The organism is Cytobacillus sp. FSL R5-0569 (genome assembly GCF_038007265.1).
Taxonomy (GTDB): domain Bacteria; phylum Bacillota; class Bacilli; order Bacillales; family Cytobacillaceae; genus Cytobacillus; species Cytobacillus kochii.
Map to the genome: position 1 here is coordinate 3,385,813 of NZ_JBBOWW010000001.1, position 25,398 is coordinate 3,411,210.

The window sequence follows — 25,398 nt, forward strand, 5'->3', positions numbered from 1 at the left end:
TTAAAAACATATTCCTTTTCTTATTCATACCAGAAATGGAAAGACGATAACCTTCCAAATAAGAAAAAATTAATTAATACAACAAGGAAAGCAGCCACATTCCAAGTAGCAAGTGATTTACCACTCATTCCTCTGCCAACCTTTAAATATAAGTAAATACTATACAAAATGAGTACCAATAAGGAACCAAGCACTTTTGAATCCAACCATACCATATTTGGTAATTTCATATAAGCCCATTGTATCCCTAATATTAAACTAATCACTAACATAGGCACCCCTATACTAGCAAATAGATAAGACATTTTTTCTAGTTGTGATAAATTCGCAATTCGAATAAGCCTTGAACCCCACTTTTTCCTCTTCAACAAATCATATTGAATCAAATATAAAAGAGCAAATACAAATGACAATGAAAAAGCACCATATGAGAGAATCGCACCAATAATATGAAAAAAGAGGAGCTCAGACATCAATTGATTCGCCAGCACATCTGATTCAATCTCAATAGGAGCAAATGTATGTAAAGCCATAATAAAAAAACCAAGTACATTTGTGAAGAAAACGATAAAATCGACTTTCATAATGCGATTAATAATTAAAGAAAATGTAATAAGTACCCATGCGTAGAAGTATAAACCTTCAAATATCGTTAATACAGGGAATCTACCCGTATTCCACATATAGAGTAATAAGAATACCGTCTGTAATCCCCATACAAATGCAAGTAACCAGAAGGCGACACGATTGGCCTTCCGGTTACTTGCTAAAAAGTCAATAAAGTAGAGAAGTACACTCGCTGCATAAAGAACGACAGTAAATTCATGCAGGCGTGCCATATAGATATCAAACATGGACAGTACCCCTTTTTATGATTGAAAGGATGTCTGTTGCACCTTTACACGATCTGATTTTGGTTGTTCTTGTTTTTCGATTTGCTGGACAACAAGATCTTCTATATTAAATATTTTCACGAACAATTCTAATGCTTTATCAGCATTTTTATGTCCTGCCAATTCTTTTGCTTGTAATACAGGGTCTTTCAACATTTGGTTCACAATACTCTTCGTGTGCTTGCTAACCACTTTTCTTTCACGTTCTGTTAGGTTAGGAAGCTTTCTTTCCAAACTTTTCATTGTGTCAGCCTGAATAGCAAGAGCTTTCTCTCTTAAAGCAGAGATGACAGGTACAACACCTAGAAGTTTAAGCCATTGTTTAAATTCAACGATTTCTCCTTCGATTAATAATTGAATTTTCGCCGCTGCTTTTTTACGTTCTTGCAAATTCGCTTCAACAATACCTTCTAGATCATCAATATCATATAAGAAAACGCTATCTAAATCAGCGAGTGCTGGATCTAAATCACGTGGGACAGCAATATCGACCATAAATAATGGCTTACCTTTCCGCAATCTTTCTACATCTGCCATCATCTCTTTTGTAATCATATAACTGTTTGCACCTGTAGAAGAAATCACGATATCGGCTTCCACTAATGCACATTGTAATTCTTGCATTAATTTCGCTTGCCCTTCATAGCGGTGTGCTAAATTTTTCGCTTTCTCAAAAGTACGATTAATAACCGTAACATTCGCACCATTTGCATGAAGATGTTGTATCGCTAATTCGCCCATTTTACCTGCTCCAAGAATAAGTACTTGCTTATTCGTAATTAGACCGAATATTTTCTTAGCAAGCTCAACTGCAGCATAACTGACAGATACAGCATTTGCACCAATATCTGTTTCGGAATGTGCTTTTTTAGCAAATGTAATGGACTGCTTAAATAATTGATTGAAAATTGTTCCAGTTGTATGTTCAACTTGCGCTTGCAAAAAGCTAGAGCGAACTTGGCCCAAAATTTGAGTTTCTCCTAGAACCATTGAGTTTAATCCACTACCGACTTTAAATAAATGCTCTATCGCACCATCATGTTCATAAATAAAAAGAAAGGGCGAAAATTCATTTTGATCTATTTGAAACCAATCGGCTAAAAATTCTTTAATATAATATCTTCCTGTATGCAGTTGATCAACAACCGCATAAATTTCGGTCCGATTACATGTGGATAGAATTACATTTTCCAAGATGCTTTTCTTTTGTTGCAATGCTTGCATTGCTTCACCCAATTGAGAAGGATCGAATGTTAATCTCTCTCTAATTTCCACAGGGGCTGTTTTATAATTTAGACCAACGACCACGATATGCATTTTTAGTAGACCCCCCAAAAAAATTGCATAATTACATACATATATTATAACATTATCTTTACAAGCTTTTTCGAAAAAATGTGAACAGAGTATGAACACATATGATATGATATTTGAGTAGTATATGATTACTTTAGAACTATTATAATTTGATATTTATTATCATAAACACTCCACTATGTACAATACCAAAAATCTGCCTAATATTCAAGTGTACCTAACTGAAAGTGGTGAATAAATGAAAAGTCAACGACTATTTGCCGGTATTATCTTAGTAGGCTACGGCTGTTTCTTTCTCATCCAGCAATTACAGGTTGAGAGTTTACAATCGTTATTGACCTGGCCAGTATTACTAGCTATTACAGGTTTGGCCTTTTTAATCCAAGCATATAGCGGTAAAGAATATAATGCTATATTTCCCGGTGTGATTCTCTTTGGGTTTGGTTTACATTTCATCATTGTTGATCGTTTAAGCATATGGCCTAATCATATTGGTGCCTTTGTCCTTATTATTGCCCTTGCCTTTTTATTATATTACTTAAAAACAGGCAACGGCCTCTTGCAAGGGTTTCTTATGTTAGTATTAGCCATTACTTTATTATTTTATGAAAAAATTTCGCAATATGCAGGTAGCTACGGTGAGATCATTTCATACATAACGAAATTCTGGCCTGCTATTTTTATTATCATTGGCCTCTTTTTCCTCATTAAAAGAAAATAATCTATTAGAAACTTCCATTGAAAAAACGAACATATCTGCAAAGAAAATGTTCGTTTTTTCGTTTTAATTATTAACTCTTTTTAAAGAACAGAATCTAGGAAGCTTTTCGTTCTTTCTTCCTTTGGATGATTAAATAACTCTTCAGGATGACCGACTTCAACGATTTTACCATCATGCATATACACTGCCCAATCTGCTACTTCCCGCGCAAATCCCATTTCATGCGTGACGACAATCATCGTCATTCCTTCTTCAGCAAGTTCTTTCATTGTTGCTAACACTTCACCAACTAATTCTGGGTCTAGTGCAGAAGTTGGTTCATCAAACAGCATTACATCCGGCTTCATCGCTAATGCCCTCGCAATGGCAACACGCTGCTTTTGACCACCCGATAGTTTAGATGGATAAACATCTTTCTTATCCGATAAGCCAACTTTATCTAAGAGTACTAACGCTTGTTCCTCTGCTTCCTTTTTCGATAATTTTTTCACTTGCATCGGTGCTTCCATTATATTTTGTATGACTGTTTTATGAGGGAAAAGATGAAAGTGCTGAAACACCATTCCAACTCTCTGTCTAATTTCATTTAAGTCATGAGAGTCCTTTTCTATTACTTCACCCTCTAATGTAATTGTTCCACTATCTTTTAATTCTAGAAAGTTAAGACATCTTAGTAATGTGCTTTTACCAGAACCACTGGCACCTATTAGACAAACAACATCGCTTTCTTTTACTGTAAAATCAATATCTTTTAATACATGAAGATCACCAAAAGACTTATTTAATTTCTCTATACTAATCATAACTGATTCACTCATCTACATTCATCCCTTTCTATCGCTCACTATTAGACATTTTCTTCTCAACAAGGTTCACAATAACTGTAAATAGAAGAACAAGCACTAAATAATAGACGGCAACAATCAATAAGTAAGTCATATAATCATAATTGATTGATCCTTGTGTTGTGGCAATATTAAAGAGCTCATAGACACCTACAAACGAAGCTAGTGAAGAATCCTTTAACGCGATAATAAATTGGTTCCCGAGTGGTGGCAAAGCACGTCTGCTTGCTTGTGGTAAAATAATTCTTCGCATTGTTAAGCCTGCACTCATCCCTAGGGATCGACCTGCCTCCATTTGACCACTTTCAATAGATTGAATGGCTCCTCTAAAAATCTCTGCAATATAGGCACCATTATGAAAGGCTAAACCTAAAACAACGGACCAAAAACCGGAAATATTTAATGAAGTTAAACCGAAATAAAAGATAAAAATTTGCACAACGAGAGGTGTTCCTCTGACTAAGAAGATATAGAGGTCCGCAACCCACTCTAATACTTTCACTTTAGATATCTTTAACATTGCAAAAAAGAGACCGATAAAAATAGCAATAAAAATTGAGACTATTGTTAATTGAAAAGTTAGGAGCATTCCCTCAAAAAACATTGGGAAGGTGTCAACAAACGTTGTTAGTATGTCCATATTTCCTCCTTAAGGTAAAATGTATTTTCTCTTTAGATAGAAGAGGCGAATGCACACGCAATAAACGGAGATGCATTCGCCAACAGAAAATTATTCTTCTGATTCTACAGTAATATCTTCGCCGATATATTCCTTGCTAATTTCAGTCAAGGTTCCATCTTCATGAAGCTTCTCTAATGCATCGTTAATTTTTTCAAGTAGCTCGTCATTGTCTTTGGCTACAGCAATCGCTTGCTCACTTTTTTCTAAAAGCTGTTTTCCCTCAATATTCATACCCGCACCGATCGCTTCTTTACCTGTAACAAAATCGGTAATTACAGCATCATGCTTTCCACTAGATAAAGCCTCGAGTGCTACGACATCGCTATCATAAAACTTAATATTATCTGTAACTTCTGATACTGTTTTTTGATACGTTGTTCCTTTAGCTACAGCTACTTCAAGACCCTCTAAATCTTCTAATGTTTCTACATCACTATCCGGTCTCACATAAATTTGTGGGCCTGAATAGTAGTAAGGAATCGAGAAATCAACAGCTTGTAATCTTTCCTCTGTTATTGTATGACTAGCAACAGCGGCATCAAAACGTCCTGATTTTACACCTTCAACAATTCCACCGAATTTAAATTTTTGCTGCACTGGTTCTAGTCCTAGCTCTTTTGCAACTGCTTCTGCTACTTCAATGTCGAAACCTGTCATTGAACCATCATCTTGCGTTACACTAAATGGATTAAATTCTCCCGATGAAGCATAAGTGAATTTCCCTTCCTCTGCTAAATCCATTCCTCCACTACTCGCTTCTTCATTTGAGCCACATGCAGCTAATACAGCTACAGATGCAGCAACAATCATTCCTTTAAGTATCTTTTTCACTAGTAAAATATCCCCCTTGTATGTTCTTTTTTCATATACGCTATCAACCTTACCACTCTTACAAATTATTCTCAAAATTCATATTTTATGATATTTTGAGATATAAAACTGTAAGAAAGTCTCACACATCCCTCTTATACTCTATCCTCCTTATTAAACATGTATCCTCCTATATCATCTCTATTACTAAGTATAGCGGGAAAAGGGCTCACTTGATTCACAAGTGAAATTATGTAAACCGAAATTCACGTACATAGTCTAATTTCCCTAAATTCAGAAAAATAAACGTAAACTTCTCAAAAAATGATTAACTTTTAACTTATTTTGATAACCATTAATACTACCAAGATGAAAGATATAGCGAATTAAATCTTTAACAAAAAAAGCGAACAAATCCGGCTTTGTCCGGTTTGTTCGCCTTTTTAAATGTTTGTTTGATTTTAACCTTGAACCCGATTACATCAATCCTTTAATAACAGCCCATGCTTCCTCTTTCCCTTTTCCTGTTTCTGAAGAGAATAAGATAAGGGAGTCACTAGAGTCAACATCAAGGGTTTCTCTCGTCACTTTAATATGTTTCTGCCATTTTGATTTTGGCACTTTATCGGCTTTTGTGGCAATAATGATACAAGGAATCTCATAATGTTTAAGGAATTCATACATCATAACATCATCTTTAGTAGGCTGATGTCTTAAATCCACAATCAGAACAACCGCTCGTAATTGATCTCGAGAAGTGAGGTATGTCTCAATCATTTTCCCCCATGCTTCCCTTTCTTTTTTTGACACTTTTGCATAGCCATATCCTGGTACATCAACAAAATGTAAGATTTCATTAATAAGATAAAAGTTTAATGTTTGCGTTTTACCAGGCTTAGAAGATATTCTTGCTAATCCTTTACGATTCAACATTTTATTAATAAAAGAAGATTTCCCTACATTCGATCGACCTGCTAATGCGAATTCTGGTAATTCTACATCTGGATATTGCTCAGGCTTTACGGCACTGATGACAATATCTGAACTTACAACCTTCATTGTTCCACCCCGTCTACTAACGCTGCTTTAAGCACTTCATCTACATGGGATACAAGCACAAATGAAAGTTCCTCACGAATCGATTCTGGAATATCATCTATATCCTTTTCATTATCTTTCGGTAAGATAATTTTCGTTAATCCCGCTCGATGAGCACTTAGTGATTTCTCCTTTAATCCCCCGATAGGTAAGACACGACCACGCAACGTTACTTCACCTGTCATTCCTACTTCTCTTCTAATTGGTACACCGGTTAATGCTGAAACAAGTGCAGTAGTCATTGTGATTCCTGCAGATGGACCATCTTTAGGGACAGCCCCTTCTGGAACATGAATATGAATATCGAATTTCTCATGAAAATTCTCATCAATCCCTAATTCCTTCGCATTTGAACGCACATAACTAAAAGCTGCTTGAGCGGATTCTTTCATCACATCACCAAGTTTACCAGTTAAGACTAACTTGCCTTTACCTTTTGATAAAGAGACTTCGATTTGAAGTGTATCTCCGCCTACAGTTGTATAAGCAAGTCCTGTAGCGATACCGACTTGATCCTCTAATTCCGCTTGGCCGTATCTAAAACGTTTCTTACCTAAGAAATCTTCAAGGGATTTCGCCGTAACTACAACTCTTTTTTTCGTCTCTGATACAATAATCTTTGCCGTTTTTCTACAAATACCAGCCAGTTGACGTTCTAAACTCCTAACACCAGCTTCTCTTGTATAATAACGGACAACACCTTGAACAGCATCATCTCTCACTTGCAATTGAGATTTCGAAAGACCATGCTCTTTAATTTGTTTTGGCAGAAGATGGTCCTTGGCAATATGAAGCTTCTCATGTTCTGTATAACCAGCAATTGAAATAACTTCCATGCGATCTAATAATGGTCCTGGAATTGTACTTAAATTGTTAGCCGTAGCAATGAACATAACCTTCGATAAATCATACGTCTCTTCAATATAGTGATCACTGAAGTTATGATTTTGCTCAGGATCTAATACTTCAAGCATTGCTGATGAAGGGTCTCCACGAAAATCATTAGACATTTTATCAATCTCATCTAATAAAAATACTGGATTGACTGTTCCTGCTTTTTTCATTCCCTGGATCACTCTACCAGGCATTGCACCAACATATGTTCTTCGATGGCCGCGAATTTCTGATTCATCACGGACACCGCCTAAAGATACCCGGACAAAATTACGGTTGAGTGAGGAGGCGATTGATTTCGCGAGACTTGTTTTCCCTACACCCGGAGGTCCAACGAGACAGAGGATAGGGCCTTTTAAAGAGTTCGTTAACTGTTGAACCGCCAAATACTCAAGCACTCTCTCTTTTACTTTCTCTAAACCATAATGATCTCGATCAAGGATTTTCTCTGCTTTGTTGATGTTTAAATCATCGACCGTTTCTTTAGACCAAGGTATAGCTAATAACCAATCGATATAATTACGAATAACAGAGCTCTCTGCCGAACTAGAAGGAACCTTTTCGTAACGATTTAACTCTTTTAATGCAGTATTTTCTACATTACTAGGCATATTTGCTTCTGTGATTTTCGCTTTTAAATCTGCAATTTCTCCTGTTTTACCTTCTTTATCGCCTAATTCGGTTTGAATGGCTTTCATCTGTTCACGCAAATAATATTCTTTCTGCGTTCTTTCCATCGATTTCTTTACCCGATTACCGATTTTCTTTTCTAAATTAAGCACTTCTTTTTCGTTATGAATAATGCTGATCACACGATTCAAACGATCTTTTATATTAATCGTCTCCAAGATTTCCTGTTTCTCTTTAAGTTTTAAAGGAAGATGAGAAGCAATAATATCAGCTAAACGACCGGGTTCTTCAATATCTGTAACAGATGTAAATGTTTCTGTTGATATTTTTTTAGATACTTTTATGTATTGTTCAAAATGACTTAAAAGAGTACGCATTAATGCTTGGTCTTCTACATCGCGAGATTCAGGCTCTTCGAATGCTTCCACTTTTACTGAAAAATAGTCTTCATCATCTAAAACCTCTGCTATTTTTGCACGTTTAAGTCCTTCTACTAGTACACGAATCGTACCATTTGGCAATTTGAGCATTTGTTTTACCCGAGTAAGAGTACCTAAATGATATAATTCATTGCTGTCAGGCTCATCTATAGAAATGTCCTTTTGTGTTGTTAAAAAGATTAAATGGTCATCTACCATTGCTTTTTCAAGTGCTTGTACTGATTTATCACGACCTACATCTAAGTGCAGGACCATTGTAGGATAAACGAGCAAACCTCGAAGCGGCAGGAGGGGGACGATGATCTCTTTCTTATTCGTCATATACTTGCACCTCCAAAATGCATATGTATCAAGATTTCAATTCATTTTCTTTGTACAATTTTATCTTATTTACTTCACAGTGTCGACTTTTTTAATCTAGTTCCTTTGCTAAAAGAGTTAAAAAGTACAACCGTTTTGTTTGTTTTCTTCATTTCTCGCTTGACAATTACTTATTTCATTCCCTATTTATAGGACTTTAAAACGAAAGGAATAAAAACTCCGGCAGTTGTTGCCGAAGTTATTACCTTACATACTTTCCTTTTTAGCAAGATCAATCGTTGACGCATCTAGTGGTGAAATTAACGGCTTTTCATGTTGATATTCTTTGTGGAGGGCGCACTCGAACACCTCATTCAACGTTTTAACGGTAACAATATGAATTCCTTCCACTTCATTTAATATCGATTGCATATTCTCTTCAGGGATAATAACGGTTTTTGCTCCAGCTTTTTTAGCAGCTTTTACTTTTGGATATACGCCGCCAATAGGCTTAACGGCACCATGAATACTAATTTCTCCTGTCATTGCCACTGTATTGTCTATCGGATGTTTATAAATAGCTGAATATATACCTGTAGCCATTGCAATCCCAGCAGATGGGCCATCAATCGGTACACCACCAGGGAAGTTCACATGAATATCATAATCATCTGCAGGTACGCCCATTGAGCGAAGAACTGTAATCACATTCTCAATTGAGCCACGTGCCATACTCTTTCTTCGAATCGATTTTCCTTGTCCGCCAATACTTTCTTCTTCTACAATTCCTGTAATATTAATTGATCCTTTTTCTTTAGCAGGAATCACAGTAACTTCAATCTCTAATAAAGCACCAGAATTAGGTCCATGAACAGCCAAGCCATTAACTAAACCAACCTTTGCTGTTTCTCCGATTTTTCTTTCCATTCTCGGCACTAACTGACTTGATTGAATCACCCACTCGACATCTTCGTCCTTAATATAATCGCGCTCTTCTTGTATTGCTAGACTCGCTGTCGTTTGTACTAAGTTGACTGATTCACGACCGTTTCTTGCATAAGATGCTAATGTTTGTAAAGCTTGTTCACTTATTTTTAAGTTCACTTTATCGGCTGCTTTTTTAGCAACTTCTGCGATTTCTTCTTCTGTTAATTCCCGGAAAAACACTTCCATACAACGTGAACGAATAGCTGGAGGCAATTCGTTAGGTGTTCTTGTAGTGGCACCCACTAACCGAAAATCTGCCGGTAAACCATTTTTAAAGATATCATGTATATGAGAAGGAATTTGCATATTTTCCTCATTATAATAAGCGCTTTCGAGGTATACTTTGCGATCTTCCAACACTTTTAACAACTTATTCATCTGAATAGAATGTAACTCTCCAATTTCATCTATAAACAAGACCCCACCATGGGCATTTGTGACTGCTCCTTGTTTTGGTTGTGGGATTCCTGCCTGCCCCATCGCTCCTGCCCCTTGATAAATGGGATCATGTACAGATCCAATAAGTGGATCTGCAATTCCTCTCTCATCAAAACGAGCGGTTGTCGCATCTAGTTCAATAAAGACGGAGGATGGTTTAAATGGTGATTTTTGATTTTTCTTTGCTTCTTCTAATACTAATCTGGCTGCAGCTGTTTTACCTACTCCAGGAGGCCCATAAATGATGACATGCTGGGGATTTGGTCCACAAAGTGCCGCTTTAAGTGATTTTATGCCATCTTCTTGACCTACAATATCATCAAAGGTCGCTGGCCTAACTTTCTCTGACAGAGGTTCTGACAGTTTAATTGACCTCATCTTCTTTAATTGATCCATTTCTTTACGAGACTCTCTATCAATAGAGACTTTTTGAGTACGTTGGTTTTTAAGTAAGTTCCAAAAATAAAGCCCAATAACAATCCCAAAAAATAGCTGTACAAACAATGCAATTCCCGTCCAACTCATCCTATTCCCTCCTGAACATTTTCTTGCTGTTAATGGATAGTATCTCCTGCGCAAAGTTGGAATAAACAAGAATTTTAAATTCAATAAGAGGAAGCTTATGGTTGTTTTAGCATTTATTATAGACGAATTATTTAGTAAAAAAGGAAATCAATGAAAATAAGTTTTACTTTTTGTTAAGCTGTGATTGAGCTACACAAAAAAGTGGTTGTTTTCATCTTCTACTTTACCTAGAGTAATAAACCTCAATCGTACGATAATTAACAAGTTTTACTATTTTTGATGAATTCCTATTTTACGTTAAAAGAACACACAGCTTATCTTGACTGAAAGGTATTTTTGGGGTCCTCTTTTTCGAGTGAGTTGTTTTTGCTCTGCTAGCTTTGTGGTTTTCACGTTGGATGTACGAGGAAATCGGCTTTGTTCTGCTATCTTTGGTATTTTCTTTTTGGATGTACGAGCTAATTGACTTTGTTTTGCTATCTTTGAACATTTCTACACGAGCTAATCGACTTACCCCTGCTATCTTTGCGATTTCCACTCTACAACTACGAGCAACTACCGTTTACTCCATAATGGGGCGAAATCACTTATCTTTTTTCTCTATCCCTTCAACCTTTTTGCTGGAGGTAATAGAAAAGGAACTAAACCGTAGTTTAGTTCCTTTCAAACTTATGCAGACGTTTTTCTTTCTTCTTTCACAATTGTACCGTCTTCAAGTAATAACTTTGGTGAACCATTCTCAAGGACTGTATCTTTTGTAATGATACATTTTTTAATGTCTTCACGAGAAGGTAAATCAAACATGACATCAAGCATAATTCCTTCAATAATTGAACGTAATCCACGGGCACCTGTTTTTCTTTCAATTGCTTTCTTAGCAATTTCAATTAGTGCTTCATCCTCGAATTCTAACTCAACATCATCTAATTCAAGCATTTTTTGGAATTGTTTTACTAAAGCATTTTTCGGCTTTGTTAAAATTTCAATTAATGCTTCTTCATCTAATGGTGTTAAGCTTGCAATAACCGGTAGACGACCAATAAATTCAGGAATTAAACCGAAACGCAATAAGTCCTCTGGTAAAACCTTAGATAGTAACTCATGTTGTTCAAGTTCTTTCTGCTTATTATCCGAACCGAAACCGATCACTTTTTGACCTAAACGGCGTTTAATGATTTGTTCGATACCGTCGAAGGCACCACCACAAATAAATAAAATGTTCGTCGTATCAATTTGAATAAATTCTTGATGCGGATGTTTTCTTCCACCTTGTGGAGGTACGCTGGCAACAGTGCCTTCAAGAATTTTCAATAATGCTTGTTGCACACCTTCACCAGATACATCTCTTGTAATCGACGGATTTTCTGACTTACGGGCCACTTTATCAATCTCATCGATATAAATAATTCCTTTTTCAGCTTTTTCCACGTCATAGTCAGCAGATTGGATAAGCTTTAGGAGAATGTTCTCAACATCTTCACCAACATAACCTGCTTCTGTTAACGAAGTCGCATCTGCAATTGCGAATGGTACATTTAGAATTCTTGCTAATGTTTGGGCTAGTAATGTTTTACCACTTCCTGTTGGCCCAATCATTGCAATATTACTTTTTGCCAGTTCTACATCATCTACTTTACTGTTCGAATTAATTCGTTTGTAATGATTGTAAACTGCCACAGCTAGGTTTTTCTTTGCTTGGTCTTGACCAATTACATATTCATCGAGAATGTCGCGAATCTCGGACGGCTTTGGCACATCCTTAAATTCAACTTCTTCCTCTGTTCCAAGTTCTTCTTCCACAATCTCGGTGCATAATTCAATACATTCGTCACAAATGTAAACACCAGGACCAGCTACTAGCTTACGAACTTGATCTTGTGTTTTCCCACAGAAGGAACACTTTAATTGACCTTTTTCATCATTAAATTTAAACAAATCCTTCACCCCTTGATCAAACTTCTAAGCGATATATCTTCTGCGAACTTTTGTTTATCATTAGCTAAATATTTGAGCCAATTCACTCGCCAGTTCTTATTAAAAACGCTTGATAAAAACTAACCTTTAAGTTATGTATTGCATTGTAACACACTTCAGCAAAAGACAGGAAATAATAACACTTACCTCTAAGTTATGTACGTAATACGTTATTCATGATTCGCAGAAGGAAATCACTCAATAAAACTTGTACTTCCATAAGCATGTCCATTTTTATGCCCATCCATAAGTGGAATTTTTTTCAGGCAGTTATGTATGTGATAAGGTATCCTGCTTTTGCCGTACTGCTATTATGTAATATCTTAAATTGTAGAAAACAAGGCACGATGTGATCGCGCCTTGTTATGTGTAAGTTCCGGGTTGCTACCGTTACTTTGTTATATTCATTTTAAACAGTTTTACTATTTTCTACAAGTAAATCGATTGCTTTTTTCGCTTTAATATCAGATTGTAAACCATCAAGGCTACCACCCAGCGCCATTTGAATATTTTCAGCTGTCATATTATACATTTCAGCCATTTTATTTACTTCTTCGTTTATTTCATCTTCAGAAACTTCGATGTTTTCTGCAGCAGCAATTGCTTCAAGAGTTAAGTTAATGCGCACGCGCTTCTCTGCGTCAACTTTCATTTGCTCACGTAATGCAGACTCATCTTGTCCAGAGAATTGATAATAAAGCTCAAGGTTCATACCTTGCATTTGTAAACGTTGTTCGAATTCTTGCATCATGCGATCTAATTCAGTATCAACCATTGCAGCTGGAATATCAATTGTTGTGTTTTCTGCTGCTTTTTCTACTACAGAATCACGCACATGGTGCTCTGCTTCATGGTTTTTACTATCAACTAGTTGTTTCTTCGTTTTTTCTTTTAGTGCATCTAATGTTTCAACTTCTTCATCTACATCTTTAGCGAATTCATCATCTAATGCAGGAAGTTCTTTTGTTTTGATTTCATGTACAGTCGTTTTGAATACTGCTTTTTTACCCGCAAGCTCAGCAGCATGGTATTCTTCTGGGAACGTAACATTTACTTCTTTAGATTCACCAGCAGAAACACCAATTAATTCTTCTTCAAAACCTGGAATGAATTGTCCAGAACCAAGTTCTAATGAGAAGTTGTCACCTTTTCCACCTTCGAATGCTTCTCCATCAACGAAACCTTCAAAGTCGATAACAACTGTATCACCTTGTTCTGCTGTACCTTCTTCTTTAACAACAAGCTCAGCTTGTTTTTCTTGTAGGCCTTTTAATTCGTTTTCTACATCTTCATCCGTTACTTCTGTATCGAATTTTTCTACTTCAAGGCCTTTATATTCGCCAAGTTCTACTTCAGGTTTTACAGTTACTTTCGCAGTGAAAATAAGCGCTTTACCTTTTTCGATTTGTTCTACATCGATTTCAGGACGATCAACTGGCTCAATGCCTGTTTCATCAATTGCATTTGCATACGCTTCTGGTAAAAGAAAATCTACTGCATCTTGGTATAAAGACTCAACACCAAAGCGTTTTTCAAATAGGCTGCGAGGCATTTTACCTTTTCTGAAGCCAGGAACATTTACTTGTTTAACTACTTTTTTAAATGCAGCGTCTAAACCTTCGTTTAACTTCTCTGCATCTACTTCAATTGTAAGAACCCCTTGGTTCCCTTCTAACTTTTCAAATTTAGCAGACATACTATTATTTCCCTCCAAAATCTATGATCATTTCATTCACAGCAAATAGAATGAATATGTCTAATCGATTATTCATTTATATAAGGTGAATCAGCTTTCTATCCACATAATACAACCATTATATTATAACATAACGTCTCTAGCTTTCAACAATGAGACTATATTTTAGGATAAGAAAATTCTTCTATTGCTTCAATATAAGTAATAGCTGCATGATAATCCTCTTCTTCGACACAATATTTCTCAAGCATCTCATCCACAGCAAGGTCCATCCCTAGGTAATCAATCGCAAGAGTATGATAAGCTGCAGACCATGTTTCAATAGAAAAAGGTTCTAATTCTATCGGATACATGAGAAATAAATGACGGTTCACAAGAGATGCAGCATGTTCAAGTAAAATGGGGTCATCTTGCTCCATTTTCTCTTCTAACACTTTGAGCATTTCAATCCTTTGTTGGAAATGCTCAAAGTCAGGCAAGTGTGCAGGAACAAAACTTTTTATATTACCCATTTTTTCAACAATAACTTCCTTATTATATAGATGCTGTTTTAACACATCGAGAAGTAATGTCTTAAAAAAGGGATGTCCCTCCTCAGATCGTAAATAGGAAAGGATTTCTTTTACATTATGCACAATATTCTTTTCTGCCAATTCTTTAGCGAGCATCATCTGCTCTTGTTGATCTTTTATTTCAAAAAGCTGTAGGTGATTTTCCGAGCCGTCCTCTACCTCACTGGATTTTATGTCTGCTTCAGCCATTCTACGGCTGAATTCTAATAACCGACTAAAATGTTCAAATTTTTCATGAGGTACTTTGTTCTCTTCAAATAAGTATTCAATAGTGGTCACAATTTCATCGTAGCGATGTAATTGTACTAAAATCATCAAATACATATCTACCACTTGAAGGTAGTCACCTATCCCATTATGGAGCATGTATTCCGCTTGTTTTTGCGCATGTTGTAATTGACCTGATTCAAAAAAGGCAAGCACAAGACCCGTTTGAATATCTTCATCCTTATCATTTAGCTCTGAAGCTTCTGTTAAGAAATCTACTGCCTCTTGAAACTCCCTACGGTGTAAAGCCTCTAACCCTTTCTCTAATAAACGTCTATCTAAAAAGGGAAAGGGAATCACTTTATTTTTTTTGTCATCACGATTATGTTTTGTCATTTTGCCTACGTCCCTTTAATTCCTTATTTAGAGGTAAGTGTAGCATGAAAAGAGAAAAATGCAAAAGGATTGTGCGATTGAGAGGTTCAGCGGAAAAACTTCATAAAAAATGAGCCCTATATACAATGCATACGGGCTCACAAGTAATGATTTATTTACTATCTTAATGCTTGTTCATATGCAGTGATGTGATCATCTAATTGCAAGGTAATTTCAATCTCATCCCACCCATTCATTAGCATCGTTTTCCAATAAGCATCAATTTCAAATGATACTTGGAACCCTGCTTCATCACCAATCGTTTGCTTCTCTAGATTCACTTCTAATTGATAAGGCTGTTGTTTGCCTTTTTCAAGTAATTGCACAATTTGCTCCTTTGGTAACGCAATCGGTAACACACCATTTTTCAGGCAATTTTGATGAAATATATCTGCGAAGGATGGTGCTAATATCACTTTGAACCCATAATCTAGGAGGGCCCATGGTGCATGCTCCCTAGATGACCCACAACCAAAATTCTCATTTGCAATTAAAATCGATGCATGTTGATTTTCATCTTGATTCAATTCAAATGTTGGGTTTAAACTACCATCTGCCATATAACGCCAGTCATAGAACAAAAATTGACCAAAGCCCGTTTTTTCAATTCGTTTTAGAAATTGCTTAGGAATAATCTGATCTGTATCTACATTGGCACGGTCAAAAGCAATCGCTTTATCCTTTAAAGTTTTAAATCCAGTCATCTACTCCGCTCCCTATCTTACTGGTTGTCTTTCAACCATTTTTCTAACATCGACAAAATGACCATGAATAGCTGCTGCTGCAGCCATAATTGGACTGACTAAATGAGTTCTCGCTCCAGATCCTTGCCGACCCTCAAAATTCCGATTAGATGTGGAAGCACAATGTTCACCGCTAGGGACAATATCATTATTCATACTCAAACACATACTGCAACCCGAATCTCTCCATTCAAACCCAGCTTCTCTAAAAATTTCATCCAGACCTTCTTCTTCTGCAAGCGACTTGACCGTTTGTGAACCTGGCACAACTAGTGCACGCACATCAGGATGAACTTTATTGCCTTTGATTACAGAAGCAGCCTCACGTAGATCTTCTAGTCGTGAATTGGTACAAGAACCGATAAATACATGTTGAATCTGAATATCTTCTATTTTCTGTCCTTCCTTTAGTCCCATGTATTTAAGCGCACTCTCAAGTGATTTCTTTTCCACGGCTGTTTCATAATCACTTGATGTAGGAATTGAATCAGTAACTTTAGATGTCATCGCTGGGTTTGTCCCCCAGCTAACCATTGGGGCAATATTAGCTGCATCAATAGTAATCACACGATCATAAGTTGCATCTTCATCCGACACTAATGATCTCCATTTTGTCACTAGCTCTTCAAAGGCATCCCCTGTTGGGACATACTTACGTCCTCTTAAGTAAGAAAATGTTGTTTCATCAGGGTTCACTAATCCCGCCCTCGCGCCACCTTCTATCGACATATTACAAATCGTCATCCGCTCTTCCATTGACATATGAGCAATAACTTCTCCCGTATATTCAATGACATGTCCTGTTCCAAAATCAAACCCATACTGAGAAAGGACATAAAGGATAACATCTTTTGCTGATACACCTTGTTGCCTTTTTCCATTGATTTCGATTTTTAACGTTTTCGGTTTTTGGCGCCAGATGGTTTGTGTGGCTAACACATGCTCCACCTCACTTGTACCGATACCGAATGCAATCGAGCCGAATGCACCGTGTGTGGATGTATGACTATCGCCACATACAATTGTCATCCCTGGTTGCGTTAGGCCTAATTCCGGACCAATGACATGAACAATTCCTTGGTCTGGATGATCAATTCCTGCTAGTGGTACTTGGAACTCTTCACAGTTTTTTTCTAGTGTTGTCATCTGGTTTAATGCAATCTTATCATTGATGACTTTACGATTATCTGTTGGGATATTATGATCCATCGTAGCGAAGGTTTTATCTGGTCTTCTAACCGTTCTTCCTTTCATTCTTAGGCCAGAAAACGCTTGAGGCGATGTCACTTCATGCACTAAATGCAGATCTATATACAATAAGTCCGGTTTTCCCTCTTCTTGATGAACAATATGTTGTTTCCATATTTTCTCTATAATTGATTGCCCCATTAATATTCACACCTTTCTAAAAGAAACACGGACCCACAATAGGGCCGTGTCCCTTCTTCATTATTTAAGCGTACGCACCCATAATATGCATAATGGCTTCATTATCAAGTAGCATCGCTTTTACTTCCGCAATCATTTCTGTTGTCGATGTCACTTGTTGGCCGAACTCCGCAATATCACTCGTTCTAAAGCCTGCATCTAACACTTGCTTTACAGCACGTTCTACTTCATTCGCTTCTGTTTCTAACCCGAACGATTCACGAAGCATCATTGCAGCAGATAAAATCATTGCTAACGGATTGGCCACGTTTTTCCCAGCGATATCAGGTGCCGAACCATGAATCGGTTCAAATAAATATGGACCATTCTCAGATAAACTAGCAGATGGTAGCATACCTAATGAACCGGTTAAAACGGAAGCCTCATCACTTAAAATATCACCAAACATATTCTCGGTTACGACAACATCAAACTGTTTAGGATTTGTCACCATCTGCATCGCCGCATTGTCAACTAACATATGCTCAAGATACACATGGGGATAATCTTTTGCCACTTCCTCTGCTGTTTCCCTCCACATCCTACTTGATTCAAGCACGTTTGCTTTATCAATAGATGTGACTTTTTTTCTTCTCTTATCTGCTAAAATAAACGCTTTTTCGATTACTCGCTTCATTTCTGCTTTTTTATAAAATAATGTATCGACTACCGCAGACTCCCCGTTAGCATCCATGCGTTCACTCGGTTGACCAAAATATAATCCGCCAGTTAATTCGCGTACCATCAATAAGTCTACACCTTGGATCACTTCATCTTTTAGAGGAGAAGATTTCGCCAAACTTTCAAAATAAGTTGTTGGACGAAGATTGGCATATAGATTAAGCTCTTTACGGATTTGTAATAACCCTCTCTCCGGACGGATATCAGGATTTACTTGATCCCATTTAGGACCACCCACTGCTCCTAAAAGAATCGCATCGCTTTCTTTGCAAAGTTGAATGGTTTCTTCCGGAAGTGGTTTGCCTTTTTCATCAATCGCATGGCCGCCAATCATACCATAAGCAAATTCAAATTGGTGATTATAGCGCTCTCCGACTGCTTGGAGAATTTCAACTGCTCCCTTTGCAACTTCTTTCCCGATCCCGTCTCCTGGTAGTACAGCGATACGTTTTTTCATCTTTTATCCCTCCGATTAAAGTGTAAGTTAACTATTCTGCATAGCTGGTTCCGTTTTTTCCTTCATATATATGACTCGGTTAACTGCATTTAAATAGGCTTTTGCTGATGCTTCTAGCACATCTTGAGCGAGCCCTCTACCACTCGTTTCTACCCCTTGGTAAGCTAACTTAACGAACACTTGCGCAAGTGCATCTCTACCGGCACCAACTGATTGAATGCGATAATCGAGTAAACTAATCTCACCATTCACACTTGCTTCTAATGTGTTATATAGTGCCTCAATACTACCTGCACCCGTACCTGCTTCTTGTATCACTTGATTATCGCTACCGGATAATGTAACCGTTGCTGTCGGCACTTGATTCGTACCGTACTGAATTTGGATTTGAATTAATTCATAGAATCGTTGTTCCTTCGACAATTTTTCTTCTAGCACAAGGGCGACTAAGTCTTCATCTGTCATCTCTTTTTTGCGATCGGCTAAATCTTTGAATACGGTAAATAGTGGTTTGATATCTTCATCTGCCACATCTAAACCTAATTCGTCTAAACGATTTTTAAATGCATGTCGTCCTGAATGTTTACCAAGAACAAGAGAGTTAGATTGCACACCGACTAATTGCGGTGAAATAATTTCATAAGTGGTTACTTCTTTTAATACGCCATCTTGATGTATACCAGATTCATGAGCATAAGCGTTTGCTCCAATAACGGCTTTATTTGCTGGGACCGGCATTCCGGAAAGTTTGCTTACAAGGCTACTTGTTCGGCTAATCTCCCCTAGGTTTAACGTTGTTTGGGCATTATAGAAATCTTTTCTGATGTGAAGGGCGACAGCTATTTCCTCAAGCGCTGCATTGCCCGCTCGCTCACCAATTCCGTTAATCGTTCCCTCTATTTGTGTCGCACCATTTTCGATCGCAGCTAAAGAATTCGCTGTCGCCATCCCTAGATCATCATGGCAATGAGCAGATAATGCTACTTTATCGATAGATGGGACATTATTTTTTAAATATTTAAAAATCTCTCCGTATTCCTTCGGTGTTGCATATCCGACTGTGTCCGGGATGTTGATCACCCTCGCTCCTGCTTGGATGACTTTCTCCACGATTTCTGCCAAGAAGGGCAATTCCGTCCTTGAAGCATCCTCTGCTGACCATTGCACAATGGAGAAGCGTTCCGCCGCATACTTAACGGTGTTAACTGCCGTTTCCACTACTTGCTCTTTTGTCATTTTAAGTTTGTAATCACGATGGATAGGGCTAGTTGCTAAGAAGGTATGGAGCCTTGGTTCGGCTCCTCCCTTCAATGAGTCCCATGCTGCATCTATATCCGATAAAACCGCTCTCGCTAAACCTGTTACAGAAGCGTTCTTTACTGTTTCTGCAATAGATTTTACCGATCCAAAGTCTCCTTTAGACGCGGCTGGAAAACCTGCTTCGATGATGTTTACATTCAGTCTTTCTAGCTGTCTAGCAATCTCTAATTTCTCAGAGAAGTTCAAGTTGACTCCTGCTGATTGTTCTCCATCTCTAAGCGTTGTATCGAATATATTAATTTGTTGCACTGCTCACCACTTCTTTCTTTTTATTGTTTTGGACGAATGGCATCATTTTGCGAAGCTCTCTACCAACTCTTTCAATTTCATGTTCACTTTCTTTTGCATTAATAGCTGTAAACACCGGACGATTCACCTGGTTTTCCATAATCCAGCCTTTAGCAAATTTGCCTTCTTGAATATCTTTTAATACTTCTTTCATTTCTGCTTTTACCCGTTCATCTACAACCCGTGGGCCACTGACGAAATCTCCCCATTGTGCTGTATCAGAAATAGAATATCTCATTCCTTCTAATCCACCTTCATACATAAGGTCAACAATTAATTTGAGTTCATGGAGACATTCAAAGTAAGCGAGTTCCGGCTGATAACCTGCTTCCGTTAACGTTTCAAATCCTGCTTTAACAAGAGAAGTCAGTCCGCCACATAATACTGCCTGTTCTCCAAATAAATCTGTTTCTGTCTCTTCTTTAAATGTCGTTTCTAAGCCCCCGGCTCTTAGTGCCCCAATTGCTCTTGCATAAGCTAGTGCTAATTCTCTTGCTTCACCTGATACATCTTGGTGAACGGCGAATAACGCTGGTACACCTGCTCCCTCTTCATATGTTCTTCTTACTAAATGACCTGGTCCTTTTGGTGCGACTAATAAAACATCACTTTCTTTCGGTGGAACGATTTGATTAAAATGGATATTAAATCCGTGAGCAAACATTAATGCTTGATTGGTTAAATTTGGTTCGATTTCTTCTTTATATACTTTCGTTTGCAATTCATCTGGTAATAAAATCATTACGATATCTGCTTTAGCAGTCGCTTCTCCTACTGAGTAAACTTGAAAGCCATCTTCAACTGCTGTCTGCCATGATTTTCCCTGCCTTAAGCCGATTACTACCTCTACACCGCTATCTCTCATATTTTGCGCATGCGCATGACCTTGTGATCCGTATCCAATTACTGCTACTGTTTTCCCGTTTAAGTAGTTCTCATTTGCATCTCCGTTATAGTACATTTTAGCCATTATTCATTCTCCTCTATTCATCATTTATTTTTTTATACAATTGAAAAATTATGTTTTTGTTGCGACTGTCTTTGTGTCCCTCTTGGGAAAGCTGTTGTACCCGTTCTAGCAATCTCTTTAATACCGTAAGGCTTAATTAACTCTAGGAAAGCTTCGATTTTTTCAGATTCTCCTGTAATTTGGATGACTAGACTATCTTTGCTAACGTCAATGACAGAAGCTCTGAAAGGTTCAATTAAGGAATAAATCTCATTTCTTGAGTGCGGATTAGACTGTACCTTTATCAAAGCTAGTTCTCTAGCAACAACTGCTTGATTTGTAATATCCGTCACTTTCAGTATGTCGATCTGTTTATTGAGCTGTTTCGTAATTTGCTCACTTTGTTGGTCAGACTCAACATAAATTACACATGTGATTCTTGACATCCCCTCCTGTTCAGATAAACCCACTGAAATACTTTCGATATTATAATTTCGTTTAGAAAATAAATTAGTAATTCGATTAAGTACACCAGGTTTATTTAAAACAAGCAGCGATATGATTCTCTTCATTCTTTCACACCTACCATCTCATGAATCCCTTTACCCGGAGCGATCATTGGAAAGACATTTTCGTCAGCATCGACACGGAAATCTAGCAATACAGGCTCTCTTGTGTGTAATACTTCAGCTAACACTCTCTCCGCTTCTTCTTCTGTTGTTATGGTATAGCCTTTAATATCGTAAGCTTCAGCTAGCTTCACAAAATCAGGTTGAACTGGAATCTTGCTATGAGAAAAACGTGATTCATAGAAAAACTCCTGCCATTGTCTAACCATCCCTAATGATTGATTATTGAATATTGCGATTTTTATCGGTAAGTTCATTTCTTGTATAACTGCTAATTCCTGTGTTGACATTTGAAAGCCTGCATCACCGACAATGGCAAGCACACAACTATCTGGATCAGCAATTTGAGCGCCAATACTAGAAGGTAAACCAAATCCCATCGTTCCAAGCCCACCAGATGTAACCCACCTATCAGCATGTTTAAAGCGATAGTATTGCGCAGCCCACATTTGGTGTTGACCGACATCTGTCGTTACAATCGCTTCGCCCTTCGTGTTCTCATACAAGAGCTCCATTACTCTTTGCGGCTTTAACTTTGGTGAAGCTTTATCATAATGGAAAGGATGTGCAACACTCCACTGTTTTAATGTCTCCATCCATTCGCTATGAGCTGGTTCATTACATTCTTCTTGAAGAAGTGCGAGAAGCGCAGCCTTTGCGTCTGCTACAACAGGAATAACTGTCGGTACATTCTTACCAATTTCCGCTGGGTCAATATCGATATGAGCAACCTTAGCATTCGGAGCAAAGTGTTCCAAATTACCTGTTAAGCGGTCATCGAACCTTGCACCGATATTAATCAATAAGTCACATTGTGAGAGTGCCATATTTGCTGTATAACAGCCGTGCATGCCAGCCATGCCAATGAATAATGGATGATCACTTGGAAAACCACCAAGACCAAGTAATGTATGGACAACTGGTATTTTTGTTTTTTCTACATACTGTAAGAGTTCGTTTGCCCCCTTCGAATGAAGAATGCCTGCACCCGCTAAAATGACTGGTTTCTGTGCTGCTCCTATCGCATCTGATAGCTTACGAATCTGTAGGCGATTAGGCTTTAATGTCGGTTGATAACCCGGTAACTCCATTTCTGCTTCTTCGGGCCTTTCGGTAATCGTCGAAGCTATATCTTTAGGAATATCAATGAGCACTGGACCGGGTCTGCCTGTCTTTGCAATATAAAACGCTTCTTTAATGACTCTTGGAATATCCTCCAATTGGCGAATTTGAAAATTATATTTTGTAATCGGTGTTGTAATTCCTAATATATCTGCTTCTTGGAAAGCATCTGAACCAATCACACTTGTTGCTACTTGGCCTGTGAAAGCTACAATTGGTAATGAGTCCATCATGGCATCAGCCAAACCTGTTACGATATTCGTTGCTCCAGGCCCGGATGTTGCAATGACGACACCAGGCTTACCTGAAATTCTTGCGTAACCTTCTGCAGCATGTATGCCGCCTTGTTCATGTCTAGGTAAAACATGAAGGAATTTCGCATCATAAATCTTATCGTAAATCGGCAAAACCGCTCCGCCAGGGTAGCCAAAGACGACTTCTACATTTTCCCTTTCTAACGCATCCATTAATAAGTCTGCGCCTGTAAAAGTCTCAAGCTTTGTTTTCACTTCTTCTGTTAAGGCAGCTTCCCGCACCATCGCTCTTTAACCTCCTTAATAAAATAAAATTAAATATAAAAAAGCCTCTCCATCCCTCATTGACCAATCATTGGTCAAGGGATGAAAAGGCTTTGATCACCATTCCACGGTACCACCCTTGTTCGCGTTTTAAATCTCCACGCGCACTCAGTAACAGCATAATAACTGCTAAGCTTAGATAACGGGTTCCTTCGACCCGGAAGACTCTACTTATCATTGTTCAAGTCTTCACTCCGAGGTGAGTTCATTTTAAGACTGGTTTACCGGTTTCCAGCTTGCCCGGCTCTCTGCAAAACCTACATCAAAAAACTACTTATCCTCATCAACGCTTTTAGTTTCTCACTTTAAACCACTAAAATTTCGTTTGTAAAAATAAAAGGAAAATAACGCTGCTTCCAATTTCATTTTCGATTTATTTTATTGTGCTTTGCTTTGTTGAGGACTATCTTACGCCCATTTTCAAAAGTCGTCAACACCTTTTTGGAAAATTATTTGATAATTTAGATTAGTCTGTTTTCATGTATCCGCTTACATCATTGATCTATTAACCTTTTAATTGGACAAAATTTTTTATTGATTTATTCATTCTGTGGCATGCGAGAATAGCAAGTGAAGTACTTTTAGGATGGGGGTATTTGAACAGCTCATGAGCAAAAGAACGCGACTAATTGAAGGCTATTACAAGATAAATCATGTGCGTTCATTTACGATAAATACTATACAAAGAAACTACAACCTTCAGAGACCATTTCATGTTAATCCATTTTTTTAATATTTAATCACATACAAACGTGATAACTTCTACCATATGCTGACTCATCGTTACATCATTCGATAAAAATCACCAGTATTTGAGGATGTTTTTATTCAGTGCATCTTATCACTATTATTTCAATATAGTATTTTTATAGTTGTTTCTTTGGGTTTTTAATTGAGGATGAAAAACAACAAAGGAAGATTACTTATGGAGAAGTCTAATATGAAATCGATCTCTAGCTGAAATAAAAAAAGCGCTAATCCAAGTTTTCACAGGAATCAACGCTAGTGTTGGTAGATAAATATGTAGCTAATGGCGTCCCAGGAGAGATTCGAACTCCCGACCGACAGCTTAGAAGGCTGTTGCTCTATCCTGCTGAGCTACTGGGACTTAATATCAAGACAATATTTATTATACGCAGGATAAACTGAAGTGTCAATTAATTTTTAAATAAATTTATAATTGGCAGAGAACTGCTGTAATAATAGCAGTTCTCTGGCTACGCAAACGAAAAGGATTGCTGCCATTCCTCGAGCTCGACACCGTCTCTTGTCCAAATGGAAACGACCACTTTTTCCACTGTCCAATTTACCATCATATATGTTTTTTCTTTCGGCTGCCTTGGAAGCGAGATACTATTTGGATTAAGATAAAGGATTTGATCTACCATTTCAGCCCCCAGTTGATGCGAATGACCAAAGCACACAATACGTGCAGCTACTTCTTTTGCTCTTAAGCTTAAACCTAATAAAGACGATTTTACGCCATATAGATGACCATGTGTAATCCATACTTTGCCGTTATCCGTATCTATTAATTCTTCGTTTTTAAAGCGAGCATCGGCATCGCAATTCCCTCTCACAGCGACATATCCAGTGATTTCAGCTTGGTCACTACTTAATTCAGAGTCCCCACAATGAATCATATAGTCGACATTTTGACTGTGACGTACTTTTAGTTCTTGCAGGATGTCACCATCACCGTGGCTGTCACTAACGATGAGTAACTTCATGTTATCCTC

General features: G+C 37.6%; 20 protein-coding genes, 1 tRNA gene and 1 other annotated feature. Of the genes, 1 reads left to right on the forward strand and 20 read right to left on the reverse strand.

The window, feature by feature from the left end:
• Window positions 1-20 precede the first annotated feature (20 nt).
• Both MKX78_RS17190 and hemA read right to left on the reverse strand, forming a co-directional pair.
• Entirely contained in the window at window positions 21-854 is an 834-nt protein-coding gene (locus MKX78_RS17190) for a cytochrome C assembly family protein (protein ID WP_095372377.1), read from the reverse strand.
• 15 nt (window positions 855-869) lie between these two features.
• Entirely contained in the window at window positions 870-2,210 is a 1,341-nt protein-coding gene (gene hemA / locus MKX78_RS17195) for a glutamyl-tRNA reductase (protein ID WP_322909645.1), read from the reverse strand.
• Between the two features lie 238 nt (window positions 2,211-2,448).
• Here hemA and MKX78_RS17200 point away from each other — a divergent pair, with 238 nt between their 5' ends.
• A complete protein-coding gene (locus tag MKX78_RS17200) occupies window positions 2,449-2,931 on the forward strand; it encodes a LiaI-LiaF-like domain-containing protein (protein WP_095372375.1) in 483 nt (160 codons plus the stop codon).
• An 80-nt stretch (window positions 2,932-3,011) separates the two neighbouring features.
• Here MKX78_RS17200 and MKX78_RS17205 read toward each other — a convergent pair whose 3' ends face one another.
• The 18 genes from MKX78_RS17205 to MKX78_RS17290 all read right to left on the reverse strand — a co-directional run bounded on the left by MKX78_RS17205 (window position 3,012) and on the right by MKX78_RS17290 (window position 25,389).
• Window positions 3,012-3,749 carry an amino acid ABC transporter ATP-binding protein gene (locus MKX78_RS17205; RefSeq protein ID WP_307312704.1) on the reverse strand — a complete coding sequence of 246 codons (738 nt, stop codon included), beginning with the start codon at window positions 3,747-3,749 and terminating at the stop codon, window positions 3,012-3,014.
• A 16-nt stretch (window positions 3,750-3,765) separates the two neighbouring features.
• Window positions 3,766-4,416 (reverse strand): amino acid ABC transporter permease, encoded by a 651-nt coding sequence (locus tag MKX78_RS17210; RefSeq protein WP_095372373.1) that lies wholly within the window; start codon window positions 4,414-4,416, stop codon window positions 3,766-3,768.
• 90 nt (window positions 4,417-4,506) lie between these two features.
• Window positions 4,507-5,289 carry a transporter substrate-binding domain-containing protein gene (locus tag MKX78_RS17215; RefSeq protein ID WP_095372372.1) on the reverse strand — a complete coding sequence of 261 codons (783 nt, stop codon included), beginning with the start codon at window positions 5,287-5,289 and terminating at the stop codon, window positions 4,507-4,509.
• A 456-nt stretch (window positions 5,290-5,745) separates the two neighbouring features.
• Window positions 5,746-6,327: a ribosome biogenesis GTP-binding protein YihA/YsxC gene (yihA, locus tag MKX78_RS17220; RefSeq protein ID WP_095372371.1), complete on the reverse strand. Its 582-nt coding sequence runs from the start codon at window positions 6,325-6,327 to the stop codon at window positions 5,746-5,748.
• Window positions 6,324-8,651, reverse strand: a complete 2,328-nt coding sequence (gene lon / locus MKX78_RS17225) for an endopeptidase La (protein ID WP_095372370.1) — start codon at window positions 8,649-8,651, stop codon at window positions 6,324-6,326. Before lon ends, yihA begins: the two co-directional genes overlap by 4 nt.
• Window positions 8,652-8,897: 246 nt before the next feature.
• Complete coding sequence (gene lonB / locus MKX78_RS17230) at window positions 8,898-10,580, reverse strand: ATP-dependent protease LonB (protein WP_095372369.1); 1,683 nt, start codon at window positions 10,578-10,580, stop codon at window positions 8,898-8,900.
• A gap of 669 nt (window positions 10,581-11,249) precedes the next feature.
• Window positions 11,250-12,515 (reverse strand): ATP-dependent protease ATP-binding subunit ClpX, encoded by a 1,266-nt coding sequence (clpX, locus tag MKX78_RS17235; RefSeq protein ID WP_095372368.1) that lies wholly within the window; start codon window positions 12,513-12,515, stop codon window positions 11,250-11,252.
• Window positions 12,516-12,963: 448 nt separating this feature from the next.
• Window positions 12,964-14,250, reverse strand: coding sequence for a trigger factor (gene tig / locus MKX78_RS17240; RefSeq protein ID WP_095372367.1), 1,287 nt, complete (start codon window positions 14,248-14,250; stop codon window positions 12,964-12,966).
• 158 nt (window positions 14,251-14,408) lie between these two features.
• Window positions 14,409-15,425: a tetratricopeptide repeat protein gene (locus MKX78_RS17245; RefSeq protein ID WP_307312702.1), complete on the reverse strand. Its 1,017-nt coding sequence runs from the start codon at window positions 15,423-15,425 to the stop codon at window positions 14,409-14,411.
• Between the two features lie 158 nt (window positions 15,426-15,583).
• A complete protein-coding gene (leuD, locus tag MKX78_RS17250) occupies window positions 15,584-16,168 on the reverse strand; it encodes a 3-isopropylmalate dehydratase small subunit (protein WP_307312701.1) in 585 nt (194 codons plus the stop codon).
• A gap of 12 nt (window positions 16,169-16,180) precedes the next feature.
• Window positions 16,181-17,596: a 3-isopropylmalate dehydratase large subunit gene (gene leuC, locus MKX78_RS17255; RefSeq protein WP_095372364.1), complete on the reverse strand. Its 1,416-nt coding sequence runs from the start codon at window positions 17,594-17,596 to the stop codon at window positions 16,181-16,183.
• Window positions 17,597-17,660: 64 nt separating this feature from the next.
• A complete protein-coding gene (gene leuB, locus MKX78_RS17260) occupies window positions 17,661-18,773 on the reverse strand; it encodes a 3-isopropylmalate dehydrogenase (protein ID WP_307312699.1) in 1,113 nt (370 codons plus the stop codon).
• A gap of 27 nt (window positions 18,774-18,800) precedes the next feature.
• A complete protein-coding gene (locus MKX78_RS17265) occupies window positions 18,801-20,342 on the reverse strand; it encodes a 2-isopropylmalate synthase (RefSeq protein ID WP_095372362.1) in 1,542 nt (513 codons plus the stop codon).
• The gene (gene ilvC / locus MKX78_RS17270; protein WP_095372361.1) at window positions 20,329-21,351 is read right to left on the reverse strand and encodes a ketol-acid reductoisomerase; all 1,023 of its coding nucleotides are present in this window, start codon (window positions 21,349-21,351) and stop codon (window positions 20,329-20,331) included. Before ilvC ends, MKX78_RS17265 begins: the two co-directional genes overlap by 14 nt.
• Before the next feature lie 32 nt (window positions 21,352-21,383).
• Window positions 21,384-21,902: an acetolactate synthase small subunit gene (ilvN, locus tag MKX78_RS17275; RefSeq protein ID WP_095372360.1), complete on the reverse strand. Its 519-nt coding sequence runs from the start codon at window positions 21,900-21,902 to the stop codon at window positions 21,384-21,386.
• Entirely contained in the window at window positions 21,899-23,620 is a 1,722-nt protein-coding gene (gene ilvB, locus MKX78_RS17280) for an acetolactate synthase large subunit (RefSeq protein WP_341051701.1), read from the reverse strand. The genes ilvN and ilvB overlap by 4 nt, the downstream gene beginning before the upstream one ends.
• Window positions 23,621-23,694: 74 nt before the next feature.
• Window positions 23,695-23,955 (reverse strand) — a binding site (T-box leader).
• Between the two features lie 735 nt (window positions 23,956-24,690).
• Window positions 24,691-24,767: transfer RNA gene (locus MKX78_RS17285), tRNA-Arg, on the reverse strand.
• 109 nt (window positions 24,768-24,876) lie between these two features.
• A complete protein-coding gene (locus MKX78_RS17290) occupies window positions 24,877-25,389 on the reverse strand; it encodes a metallophosphoesterase (RefSeq protein WP_095372358.1) in 513 nt (170 codons plus the stop codon).
• Window positions 25,390-25,398: the final 9 nt, after the last annotated feature.